17 protein-coding genes are annotated in these 10372 nt (G+C 38.1%); 8 read left to right on the top strand and 9 right to left on the bottom strand.

Going from position 1 to position 10372, the window contains the following annotated elements; genetic code table 11:
* Nucleotides 1-91: 91 nt before the first annotated feature.
* The 5 genes from GPUN_RS09680 to tnpA all read right to left on the bottom strand — a co-directional run bounded on the left by GPUN_RS09680 (nt 92) and on the right by tnpA (nt 4205).
* Nucleotides 92-1132 (bottom strand): leucine-rich repeat domain-containing protein, encoded by a 1041-nt coding sequence (locus tag GPUN_RS09680; protein ID WP_006006118.1) that lies wholly within the window; start codon nt 1130-1132, stop codon nt 92-94.
* Nucleotides 1133-1866: 734 nt separating this feature from the next.
* On the bottom strand, nt 1867-2865 hold the full coding sequence (tnpC, locus tag GPUN_RS14555; RefSeq protein WP_006006116.1) for an IS66 family transposase: 999 nt from the start codon (nt 2863-2865) through the stop codon (nt 1867-1869).
* Nucleotides 2828-3508, bottom strand: a complete 681-nt coding sequence (locus GPUN_RS14550; protein ID WP_006006114.1) for an IS66 family transposase — start codon at nt 3506-3508, stop codon at nt 2828-2830. Before GPUN_RS14550 ends, tnpC begins: the two co-directional genes overlap by 38 nt.
* Before the next feature lie 29 nt (nt 3509-3537).
* Nucleotides 3538-3903 (bottom strand): IS66 family insertion sequence element accessory protein TnpB, encoded by a 366-nt coding sequence (gene tnpB / locus GPUN_RS09665; RefSeq protein ID WP_006006112.1) that lies wholly within the window; start codon nt 3901-3903, stop codon nt 3538-3540.
* On the bottom strand, nt 3900-4205 hold the full coding sequence (gene tnpA / locus GPUN_RS09660; RefSeq protein ID WP_006006110.1) for an IS66 family insertion sequence element accessory protein TnpA: 306 nt from the start codon (nt 4203-4205) through the stop codon (nt 3900-3902). Before tnpA ends, tnpB begins: the two co-directional genes overlap by 4 nt.
* 281 nt (nt 4206-4486) lie before the next feature.
* On the opposite strand from tnpA, the gene GPUN_RS09655 reads away from it, so the two are divergent.
* Complete coding sequence (locus GPUN_RS09655) at nt 4487-4702, top strand: hypothetical protein (RefSeq protein ID WP_040520872.1); 216 nt, start codon at nt 4487-4489, stop codon at nt 4700-4702.
* A gap of 165 nt (nt 4703-4867) precedes the next feature.
* Here GPUN_RS09655 and GPUN_RS09650 read toward each other — a convergent pair whose 3' ends face one another.
* From GPUN_RS09650 to GPUN_RS09640, 3 genes are read right to left on the bottom strand one after another with little or no spacing between them, the layout of a single operon-like run.
* Nucleotides 4868-5179: a hypothetical protein gene (locus GPUN_RS09650; RefSeq protein ID WP_006006109.1), complete on the bottom strand. Its 312-nt coding sequence runs from the start codon at nt 5177-5179 to the stop codon at nt 4868-4870.
* 1 nt (nt 5180) lies between these two features.
* Nucleotides 5181-5336: a hypothetical protein gene (locus GPUN_RS14375; RefSeq protein WP_158309272.1), complete on the bottom strand. Its 156-nt coding sequence runs from the start codon at nt 5334-5336 to the stop codon at nt 5181-5183.
* Nucleotides 5337-5370: 34 nt separating this feature from the next.
* Entirely contained in the window at nt 5371-5574 is a 204-nt protein-coding gene (locus tag GPUN_RS09640; RefSeq protein WP_006006105.1) for a hypothetical protein, read from the bottom strand.
* Nucleotides 5575-5934: 360 nt separating this feature from the next.
* On the opposite strand from GPUN_RS09640, the gene GPUN_RS09635 reads away from it, so the two are divergent.
* From GPUN_RS09635 to GPUN_RS09610, 6 genes are all read left to right on the top strand, one after another.
* Nucleotides 5935-6789, top strand: a complete 855-nt coding sequence (locus tag GPUN_RS09635; protein ID WP_051987332.1) for an ISAs1 family transposase — start codon at nt 5935-5937, stop codon at nt 6787-6789.
* Nucleotides 6716-7039 (top strand): ISAs1 family transposase, encoded by a 324-nt coding sequence (locus GPUN_RS13725; protein WP_369403277.1) that lies wholly within the window; start codon nt 6716-6718, stop codon nt 7037-7039. The genes GPUN_RS09635 and GPUN_RS13725 overlap by 74 nt, the downstream gene beginning before the upstream one ends.
* Nucleotides 7040-7128: 89 nt before the next feature.
* Complete coding sequence (locus tag GPUN_RS09630) at nt 7129-7506, top strand: hypothetical protein (protein ID WP_006006103.1); 378 nt, start codon at nt 7129-7131, stop codon at nt 7504-7506.
* Nucleotides 7507-7533: 27 nt separating this feature from the next.
* Entirely contained in the window at nt 7534-7764 is a 231-nt protein-coding gene (locus GPUN_RS09625) for a hypothetical protein (protein WP_006006101.1), read from the top strand.
* A 192-nt stretch (nt 7765-7956) separates the two neighbouring features.
* Entirely contained in the window at nt 7957-8691 is a 735-nt protein-coding gene (locus GPUN_RS09620) for a hypothetical protein (protein ID WP_006006099.1), read from the top strand.
* 561 nt (nt 8692-9252) lie between these two features.
* The gene (locus GPUN_RS09610; protein ID WP_006006097.1) at nt 9253-9678 is read left to right on the top strand and encodes a hypothetical protein; all 426 of its coding nucleotides are present in this window, start codon (nt 9253-9255) and stop codon (nt 9676-9678) included.
* On the opposite strand, the gene GPUN_RS09605 is transcribed toward GPUN_RS09610, so the two are convergent.
* Nucleotides 9675-9995: a J domain-containing protein gene (locus tag GPUN_RS09605; protein ID WP_040520866.1), complete on the bottom strand. Its 321-nt coding sequence runs from the start codon at nt 9993-9995 to the stop codon at nt 9675-9677. The two genes, GPUN_RS09610 and GPUN_RS09605, sit on opposite strands and share 4 nt — an antisense overlap.
* 117 nt (nt 9996-10112) lie before the next feature.
* Between GPUN_RS09605 and GPUN_RS09600 the strand changes: the two genes are divergently transcribed.
* Nucleotides 10113-10372: IS3 family transposase (locus tag GPUN_RS09600; RefSeq protein ID WP_040520864.1), on the top strand; the 260-nt coding region annotated here is incomplete at its 3' end.

Below are 10372 nucleotides of genomic sequence, written 5' to 3'. Positions count from 1 at the left end.
CTGATTAACATTAACATTCTCTTTCTCGTAAACGGGTGCTCAACACAAGTGACTATTGAACTAGTATATGTTTCAGTGAACATATCAATCATTAACTGTAATCCCCCCACAGGTCCAACGCCGTCAGTATATTTCCAAAGTTATTGCCAAGGGGTTCATTGGCCCATGGCTCTATTAGGATATGGTCAAAGTCTATGATTACATTTTTTTTACTCGTAATTAATTCTATACCGTTATGATGCAAATTAATTGGTCCATACATAGAACCCTTTAAGCCTTTTAACCACAACTCATTTAATTTCGGTAGCTGACAAACTAGTTTTCTTATGTCTGTTAAGTTTAACCAACTCTCATTTAGTCGTGTGTGGTCTACAGTTTTTTTCAGTCCAATTAGTATATGTATTGCATAACGACACGCAATAAGTGTGTATCTATGGGGGCTGAAATAGAGTTCAGAGCTTGTATCGAGAAGTTCGTCTAAATTGTCTTTACTGAGTAAATCCATAATCCGTAAATCTAATTGCAAATGACAGTGTTTAGACCTATCGTCCTTTTCGAGTATGCCGGATCTTTCCAAAAGCGTTTGAGCTTGTGACAAGACAAGTAAATAACTACCATCGAGCCACAATACTTCTAAAGATTTGAGTTTCGCCAAGTCAGGCTCGATAAAGACAATTCCGTTATTATGCAAATAGAGCTTTTTTAGTTTTGTCAGTTTTCCAATATATTCGGGCACGTATCGAACTTCATTTTCGGAGAGATTTAATTCTTCTAAGTTGTATAATTCTGTAATCCACTCAGGGATTTCCTTTAGTCTATTTGGCCCGTCTGCATTTTTATAGAATGGAGGTTGTGTGCCACAGGCACTTTTTGCGAAATTAAGTTTTTTGAGATGAGTTAGGTACTTTATTTGTTCCGGCATTTCTGAACAGTTGTGCCAACAAAGGTTAAGCTCATCTAGCTTAACTAACTTCTCTTCATTCCTTGTCAAACCCAACGGAATCTTTTCGTAAAAACAATCACCATTTATATCAAAAAATTCTTCTTCAATATAAAACAAGTCAGGGATATTATTGTCGTCAGCCCATTGAAAAAGTTCCTGTACCCATTTATTTTCCGTCGTTTGTAGCAATCAAATTATCCTTTTAATGGTTTTATTTGAGCTAGCCTTAGTAAAGTCAATTAATGTCTAAACAACAGTCTGTATATTGCCGGTGACAATCTTTGGATTATTTTTACTTCGCCAGTCTCGTAATGCTTAATGTAGCACTATTGCTACAGAGTATACTACTTAGCCTACGGAGCGAAACCAAGTCCTTCTCGTGACAAGCTTAAAGAGACACGTGTTTACTATGAATATAGTGAAGACATAATCGCTTCAACCTTAATCTCGTTACTGGTTTGATTAGATGGTAAAAGTGCGAAGAATTCTCCACTGGACACTAGGCGGTTTTATTTTTACGAAAGCAGCAAAATCTTAAGACCGTTGGTCTCGAACTCTTGCCCAAAGCAGTTGCAATACTAATTTCCGTAATGCGCCCTAGACTTGTCTAAATGAAATAAAAACTAAACGGCCATTTATCGCTGTGAGTTCAATTGTTCAATTTTGTCAAAATGATAATTCCTAGCTAAATGTTACCTGATATTTCGAAATATTTTATGTCCCCTTTCCGCCCAAAGGAGCGTAAAGTATGACACTTTATTGTCATTAAATTACGTTGACTCAAAGAGTAAGCTGAAATAAGTATGATACTTTGTTTCTTTATATGCACCATATACTAGCTTAAAGCCGTTATAACCGAGGCAGAAAGTATGAAACATTTTTGTCAATTTACACGAAGGGTGTTCGGTAAGGGTCTGATAAACCTAGGAAGTGGTTAGCGCCTTATTCGCTTTAACATGCCAAGGCAATAATGCTTCTATGTCTTCAACCGTTTCGGCATAGGGTAGCTTTTTGAACACGTAATTGAGATAAGCATAAGGCTCAAGTCCGTTTAATCTAGCTGTTTGGATGAGGCTATAGTGCACAGCGCTGGCATCTGCACCCGCTGGTGTATCTGCGAATAACCACGCTTTTCTTCCACAAGCAAACGGCCGAATAGCGTTTTCTGCCATGATATTGCTTATGCTAAGCTGTCCATCGGTGCAGTACACATTGAGCTTGTCCCACTGGTTGTGCAAGTACGTCATGGCCTTGCCGGTTAAGCTGTCTTTCGCCACGCGTGGCATGTTGTTTTCTAGCCATTTCTTAAGTTGCTTGAGGATGGGTTTGCTTTGTTCTTGACGCACCGCCAATCTTTCATCATCGCTAAGGTGTTTGATTTTGCGTTCAATCATGTAAAGTTTATTAATAAAGCTCAAGGCCATGTCGGCTTTGGTGACTTTTACGCTCTTGCCCTTGGGCTGTACTTTTTGTGCCTCTATGAATTTGCGTCGTGCATGATCCATACAGCCAAGCTGAATTAGCATGTTTTCTCTGCACACTTCGTTATAGCCCGCATAACCGTCGGTTTGCAGGTAGCCGTGAGTAAAGCCATCTAGCAGGCGCATAGGGATGTGCCCACCGCGAGATGGGTCGTAATCAAACAACACACTTTGCTGGTCGGGTTTCCCGCCAAGCGTCACCCACATAAATTTATCACCGGTAGGCGCATACCCAGGCTCCTTCAATACCTGGATGCGGGTTTCATCCGCCATAATGAGTGGCCCATTATTTTGCGCCTCCCTTATTAAGTTAATTAAGGGTTGGGCGAGTTTTGCCAGCGCAATCACATAATTGGCTAAGGTGGTTCGGGTGATATCCCCGCCATAGCGCTTTATTATGCCTTCAGTCCCTGCTAGCAAGTCGGTAAAGCGGCATACCATCAGCGTATTTGGCGATGATAATGTAGGTCATCAAGTTGATACTGCCCATGGCTTTAGGTACAGGATGCTTCATGACTGCAGCGGCCTTCATGGTGCTGTTGCCTTGCGCGTCTTTAAACACCGCTTTTTCCTGCATGTACTCGAGTATTTGTACTTTGGCAGGGATAATGTCTAGCTCTTCTCTGACTTTGACGAAGAAGGTGTTGATCGCGCCTTCTTTTTCAGCATCCGTTAAATAAGCAAACACCCGATGGCGAGGTAAGTTCTTGGCAAAGGGCTTGCGGCCCGTTTTAGCCTTCTTCTCATCTTTTGGCGGTAACTCAGGCTCATCTTGCTCAGGCGAGCTGATGACTTCCACCTCGTTAAACAAGTCACCTTGGGGAGAGTCGGTTTGCTCACTGCTTTTACCAAAGCGCTTGCTATTGGCTAAACTTAAGTATTCTTCGAGCATTTTAACGCGGTGTTTAAGTGAATCGATGACATCAGACTTCTTCTCGATGATATCATTTTGCTCACCAATGAGGCTGTCTTTTTCTAAAATCACACCGTCTTTTTCAAACAACAACGCTTGCAATATTGACATGGTGTCGCTATCGCTAGAAGGCTCGTTTTTATTGGTCTTGGGCGGTAATTTCATGCCCATTATTATACTAAACTTTGCGCTAAAAAGCCCTAAAAAACATGCTCATAATGCAACTTTTTATGACCTTTCATGGCACTAATATCAAGGCCATCGAGTAGCCAATTTATATGCTGACCGTTCAATGTCATCAGCTCTTTTTCATCCTTCGGCCAGATGAATTTATCTTCCTCAAGGCTTTTGTAATACAGCACAAAACCGTTATGCTCCCAAAATAATAATTTGATTTTATTACGCCGTTTGTTGGTAAATACATAAAGATGGCCGCTAAAAGGGTTGTGGCCTAATTCACATTCAACAATGGGACTTAGGCCTCGAAACGACTTACGAAAATCAATAGCGTGTGGGTACAGATAAATCTCAGTCAGCGACATGCGCGGGCGCATTACTGATGTCATGATAATACGGCCGTAAGCTGCTTCACTAAAGCGATGTTATTGACCTCAATTCCCGACAGCGATAATCCACTGGCAAAATGAAGTGTTAACGGTGTTTGCAGCTCAACCCTTTGCGGGACAGTCACCTTTATAAAGCCTGAGCTTGCCACTTTCTCGCGCTTAGTCTCAAGCTTACGCTTGTGGTGGCTTAAGCTGTGCGGCTTGAGGTCGTGCTTTTTGCAATATTGCGCTTGGCTTAAAGTAGACTGTTGCCACTGGCTGACATGTTGCTGCCAAAATGATTGTGTTTGTTTTGTTGTCATTATTTTTCCTCGTGGGTTACGATAAAAAATTATGCACCAATGGAAATGAAAAAATAAGGACGTCGGTTCGTCTGGCGCTTACAGTGCATCTAACACCTCTTACGAAAAAGAGAGTTTTCGATGATTAAACAAAATATTAGGTGTACTTGCTGTTACATAAATTGCGGGTGTGATATAGATAAAGGTATTTGGTGTTATTGTGAGTTGTCAGTTAGTATCTTTATGCCACAGTCCCCATATTTATGGTTTTTAATAACCTTGATGCTCAGGAGGAGCTAATAATGTATTTATCTGGTGCTATTGTGGCATTTTTAATTGGATCGATAGGTGGCTTTATTCAAGCTTTATCTAAGAGAAGATCTGTTCATCCAGCAGCAAGGGACAACCTTTTAGAAATTTTTATTCAAACTACATTTTCAGCTGTGATATATGGAATTCTTTCTTGGGTAGGAGTTATTTGGGCAATAAGTGTTTTAATTCAATCAAACGACACCTAGATCAGTGTTACTGAGCTACATGATTTACCGTAACAATTTTTAATCAGTACCAATTCAACATAATAAGGAAGGGTTGCAATCACAAAGACAATTTGTTTCTTTTGACTTCATTAAAATAAACTTATATGTTTTTTATTGTCTTTAATTTTTGAAAAATGATATTTGTTATATGTTATCTAGTTCAGCTTCAAATAAAGCCAGACCATCTTTGGTCTCTCTAATAGTTACGATGTAAAAGTTAGGATCATTGTTTTTTAATCTACGTGAGCTGTAAGGAATTCTTATCGCATCATTTTCATTTACCAATATCTCATAATAAGCTGAATTCACATATGTGTAGGCATATGTATTTGCTTTTTCAAATGTAAATGGCTTAACGCCATGTTCGATTCCGGTTGTTGGCTTTTCTAATGAAATTTTGACAAGCTGGCTAAAGCGTTCATCATCATTTCCGAGTAATTTATCTAGAAATCCCATACTAATTTTCCTTTTTAAGTTTATTGACTAGGGTAAAGCCTAAAATCAATTCTAAGAATGTCACAATTGCCCATGGGCCAAATACAAACGCCCATGCAATTGAAATTAAAATAATTACGAATTTAGCTGTATCGGCATTATCTATAACAACTGCCAATATCCCCCCAACAATTAAGAACATAATAAAGAAACTAAGTATTTGAGTCTCCTCCTTTGATAATCGCTAAACCATGAAGTAGCCCAAACGTGAATGGAAAAAACAATATGCCTGGAGCAATGAATATAAGTAAAACACCAATAATAACAGTGCCAAAACAAACACCTAACCAAGCGGCCTGAGCAATTACTCCGCCCACGATGAGCGCAATACCTATAATTAATCGAATAATAAACATATAAACATCCCTGCTTGAATTGGTAAAAAATTTGCTGTCACTATTATTGTTTTTCGGAATCGGAAATTAAGTCTTGTATATAATTGTCCCATTCCGCCATATCCTCTAAAGCTCAAAACCTACTAATTTAAGGGCAACCATCAACTGAATTATAGTGTGACTTACTTAAATTGACTCTGATTTTTTTACCTTATACCCTTTTACCTTAGAAAAAAAGACTTAAAATATATATCTTTACTCACGGCGGGATCATACTAAAAGTTATAAGCAGAAATTATTGATCACCATTTGGTCTAAGAAAAGGTTAGCACGAGAGCCCTCCTCATGATCAAATAATGGTTTTCCTTGTTAGGGTTAATCATGACATTTATAGACCATCTTGACCAGATTGAAGATACGCGTAAAGACATTAATAAAAGCTATGAACTCACAGGCATAATTTTTCTAACGATGGCGGCGGTCCTTAGCGGGGCAAGCGGTTGGAAAGATATTAATGTTTTTGGGAATGCAAAACTTGACTGGCTAAGACAAACTCGGCCGTTTACTGAAGGAATACCGACACGACACAGTATAGGACGGATCATACGTACGATAAGCGCAGAAGTGCTCATGGAGTGTTTCGCCATGTGGATTAATCAGCAGCGAGAACACAACGGAAAAGAGCATGTTGCCTTTGATGGAAAAACCGTGCGAGGCTCCGGTCACAACAGGCACGTTGACGCCATTCATTTAATGGGTGCTATGGTAGTTGATAGCGGTGTGATGCTATATCAAACCACCAGCGAAGGTAAAAAGAATGAGATTAAAACCTTACAATCAATGCTCGAAACGCTGCCCGTTAAAGGAAAAATAATATCCGCTGACGCGATGCATTGCCAGACTGAGACTGCGGCGTTGGCACAGCGAAAAGGATCTGACTACATGCTGCAGGTAAAAGATAATCAAAAAAACCTGAAAGAAAACATGGCAGCGTACTTCCATAAAATGAGACGCGATGAGCCTGAGCATATAAAAGACAATCAATTCACTGAGCTTGATGGTGATCATGGACGCATTGTACAAAGGCAATATACGGTATTAGCCGTTAATGCGTGGATAGCCGGCATAGAGAATTGGGAAGGGGCTAAAACATATAGTAGAAGTGGTGCGAACTCACCAACAAGAAGGGCAGCCAGACAAAGAGCAAACCACGTACTACCTGACTTCTATGGGTAATAATGTTCAGGAAATTGCTAAGATTATCAGAGGCCATTGGCAGATTGAAAGTTATCACTGGGTGCTAGATGTGACGTTTATAGAAGATGAAAGCCTCATTTACGCTGAGGATGGCGCTAAAAACATGTCCTTATTTAAACGCATGCTGATAAACTTACTTAAGGCACATCCGCTCAAAGACAGTATTGCTGGGAAACGGCATTGGTCGGCATGGGATGATGATTTTAGAACCCAAGTGCTGTTTGGGTGATGTCAAAGTATAATCCCGCCGTGTATCTTTACTTAACATCGGGTTGTGATCTAAAAACAAAGAAACTACACAAACTAAAAGGGATGTTTATGGAAATTATCTTATGGATCTTTGGAATTCTAGCTGTAATAGCAACACTTAGAATTTTTGCAAGAAGTAGCGCTATCAAGAAAATCTTCAAAGAAACCGACGCAGAAATTCTAAGCGGGGCCAGAGATGATAAAATCATAGAATTTGCAAAAACAGGAAACACCGCAATAGGCGGCTTTGTTATATATTTTTCACATGAAGCTGCTCGAAAAGCCAAAGAATCCCTACTAGCACAAAATGTAGGTGAGGAAGATATCAAATCTTCCATGAGAGACCAATTCAAAGATTTAGAAAAAAATATAGAAGTCTGCATAAGAAAAAGACTCAAAAGCCTAAACATAAAAATGGACAGCAACGGTATTTGCAGCCTCCGCTAACCCAACAAGCAAAACTGGAGTTCACCCATGTATTTCAACGGAGTTTGCGTAGCGTTTATTCTTTCATTCCTAATATTCACATATCAAGGCATTCTAAGGAAAAAAGAAGGTGGTGATGAAACATTACTCTACACCTTTGCAGGAACCATATTAGGTGCGCTAGTAGCTTCAATATTTTCTTGGCTCATGGTTTTTATGTTAGTCGTCATGACCTTGAAAAAGAAGACCTATGGCATTAACGACCAAAAACAAGAGTAACCCATGCGTAATACAACATAGGGTTATTGATTTTCAATAGACTTTAGATAATTGCTCAAACTTCTATAAATTAAATAATAAGTTTTAACCTGAACTTCCAAATTCGATTTTTATATGGCACATGGCTTAGATTTCAACAAAGTGTTAAAACAGTATAAGTTGAAAAAGAAACATACATTAAAGAGGTAATTTATGTCTTGTAAATTTTGCAAAGCGATAATAGTAAATAGGGGGTGTGCTCCATTAGTTTTCTTGAAATATTATAAGAGTTTTTTTGCAAAATTAGCAGATGCCGCTATCAAGATAGGGTCTAACTTTCAGAATGAATACGGTAAAGAAATAGTATTAAGAATTGAAATATGCGACGACTGCTACAAAAAATTCAAAAACGTTTCGATGTTTGATTTTAAGACGGAGAAAAATGGTGAAAAAAAAGTAAAGGAATTGATTCGGCTTTATACTGAAAATGGTTTCAAAACAGGAAATATCTTCCTAAAAGGCATCATGATTGAATCCCCACATTTAGGGGATGAACAACAGTATATGTTAAAAACAACGCCTGAATTATTTGAGCGTGACAAAATATATGTAGAATTGGCAGCTTTAATCTTTTCAATGCGAGATATCGATGAAAGAGATGCTTTATTAGCAATAAGCGAAGTCTTTTTTAAGACTAAATTGAAAGTTCCAGAACATGAACTATTCATTTACTTTTCATATTTTTTTGAGAAATTAAAAAATAGCGATGGACTGATCAAGGTTTGTCATAAAATGAGTAGTCGAGGGAGTGGCCTAGGGATATGGGAACTAAATAAAATTGACTATATACGAGAGCTTGCTAGCGAACTTATCTGGCTGGATGCCCCTGATAAGGAGTTAGCAAAAGAACTGTTCGATTCGATAGACCCATTTAATTACTTAACCTGATATAAAATATGAGTGCTGTAACAATTTTGTAAATGCTTCTATTTACGACTGAAATAAAATGATAATTGCTATGAGATATGTTACTACTTGTACAGAGACTATCTATTTGATACTAAAACCCTCAATGTGGAACGTCCGCTTTTGGCTAGGTGCCTTAATAGGCTCTGCGCTAGGTTCGATTTTTTCGTGGTTCTTAGTTTTGATTCTTATTGGCATGATGTTGAGCAAAGGGGGTTGGGGGCTGAATGGAGAGGAATAGGAGAGCAGTATTAATATGAGCATGTACAGTAAATACTTAATTGCACAGGTTATTGTTTTATTTTTAATTGGTAGTATTTTTGGGCCCCCTGGCATTTTGTTGCTGGTGTGCTGAGCGTTGTCTTTTATTTCATTGTTCGGGAAATCAGGAAGGTGAATGAAGAAATAGATGGCGAGTCGTGAAATGTCTTTTTTGGAGAAAGATACTATTTATCTTGGCTGCTCTACAATATAACAAGTAACTATTTAAGAATAATTTTAATCAGAAAAATATAGTTTTTTTTAATTTAGGTGGGGTTTTAAATGTTTGGTCTTTTTAAAAAATCAAAAATCAAAGAGGTCGCTGAATTAGTCCGATTAGGCTTATATAATGCTTCAGTTGGTGAATCTTGTGAAACCTCGTTAATGAGTGAATCTGAATTAGAAGCCTTGTCTATTAAAATGACGAAGGCATGGTTTAAAGCATTGCCTGAAGAGGCTATTAGTGAATGTCAAATTGCAGTCTTGGCGGCATATGTATTGGTGGCTGAAGCTGAATTTTATGCAAATAAACTATCTGCAAGTGGTCAGGCAGAAGTAAATATAAATGCAGCAAAAATGGTTACTAAGGGGCTTGGTTTGAGGGGCAGCCTTTCTACATCAGATTTGCAGCTTATGAAAATTAGTGCCGGATTTGCTCAAAAAGCAGGATTTGACTTCTACGAAAAGATGTTGACTGTTGGTTCTTAAATTAGTTTGGGATATGAAGCTTTTTTCAAGCATCTCAAAGTAGCTGCTACTGGTAAGACGTATCTGGTTGATCCTTGGGCATCACTCTTTGAAATGATGGCTTCATAAATTCGATATGCCTCATTAATATCAACAGTTTTTAGGTGGGCTTCTTCTTTTGTTCCTTTAAATTTATCTGGATGATAAACCTTAAGCATTGCTTTATGAGCAGCTTTAATTACAAGGATTTCTGCTGAAGGTAATATGCCAAGAATAGCGTAATAATCTTTTGAAACGTCCATTTTAAATAAGAATCTGTTGAATTTATTTTCAGTCATAATAACAAATTAAAAATTAAGATCTACTTGTATCTCGTATCTTTATGTAGTTGTGTTGTGGTTGAATTAGCAGGACACATTAATAAAGGATAAACTCCAACTTATTGAGGTGTAAAAATGACTAAACGTACAAATAAGAATTATCCAAATGATTTTAAGCAAGAAGCGGTATCACTGGTAACTGAGCAAGGTTATTCAGTTGTTGAGGCGGCTGCTTCATTAAATATTACTGATAAATTGCTTTATAATTGGGTGGCAAGATTTAAAGAACAAAATGAAAAGTCTGAGTTATCAACGGATGAACGAGCTGAACTCATTCAACTCAGGAAAGATAAAAAGCGCTTACAAATGGAGCGTGAAATATTAAAAAAGGCGTC

It is taken from the genome of Glaciecola punicea ACAM 611, from assembly GCF_000252165.1.
Taxonomy (GTDB): Bacteria; Pseudomonadota; Gammaproteobacteria; order Enterobacterales; family Alteromonadaceae; genus Glaciecola; species Glaciecola punicea.
This window is presented reverse-complemented; position numbering and strand designations above follow the sequence as displayed.

What these genes read in the sequence shown, in the direction of transcription:
- tnpA (WP_006006110.1), bottom strand. Translation starts at nt 4,205, where the DNA reads ATGACAACAAAACAAACACAATCATTTTGGCAGCAACATGTCAGCCAG.
- GPUN_RS14550 (WP_006006114.1), bottom strand. Translation starts at nt 3,508, where the DNA reads ATGGGCATGAAATTACCGCCCAAGACCAATAAAAACGAGCCTTCTAGC.
- GPUN_RS09625 (WP_006006101.1), top strand. Translation starts at nt 7,534, where the DNA reads ATGTATTTCAACGGAGTTTGCGTAGCGTTTATTCTTTCATTCCTAATA.
- GPUN_RS09655 (WP_040520872.1), top strand. Translation starts at nt 4,487, where the DNA reads ATGTATTTATCTGGTGCTATTGTGGCATTTTTAATTGGATCGATAGGT.
- GPUN_RS09605 (WP_040520866.1), bottom strand. Translation starts at nt 9,995, where the DNA reads ATGACTGAAAATAAATTCAACAGATTCTTATTTAAAATGGACGTTTCA.
- GPUN_RS09620 (WP_006006099.1), top strand. Translation starts at nt 7,957, where the DNA reads ATGTCTTGTAAATTTTGCAAAGCGATAATAGTAAATAGGGGGTGTGCT.
- GPUN_RS09650 (WP_006006109.1), bottom strand. Translation starts at nt 5,179, where the DNA reads ATGGGATTTCTAGATAAATTACTCGGAAATGATGATGAACGCTTTAGC.
- GPUN_RS09640 (WP_006006105.1), bottom strand. Translation starts at nt 5,574, where the DNA reads ATGTTTATTATTCGATTAATTATAGGTATTGCGCTCATCGTGGGCGGA.
- tnpC (WP_006006116.1), bottom strand. Translation starts at nt 2,865, where the DNA reads ATGGTATGCCGCTTTACCGACTTGCTAGCAGGGACTGAAGGCATAATA.
- GPUN_RS09630 (WP_006006103.1), top strand. Translation starts at nt 7,129, where the DNA reads ATGGAAATTATCTTATGGATCTTTGGAATTCTAGCTGTAATAGCAACA.
- GPUN_RS09610 (WP_006006097.1), top strand. Translation starts at nt 9,253, where the DNA reads ATGTTTGGTCTTTTTAAAAAATCAAAAATCAAAGAGGTCGCTGAATTA.
- GPUN_RS09635 (WP_051987332.1), top strand. Translation starts at nt 5,935, where the DNA reads ATGACATTTATAGACCATCTTGACCAGATTGAAGATACGCGTAAAGAC.
- tnpB (WP_006006112.1), bottom strand. Translation starts at nt 3,903, where the DNA reads ATGACATCAGTAATGCGCCCGCGCATGTCGCTGACTGAGATTTATCTG.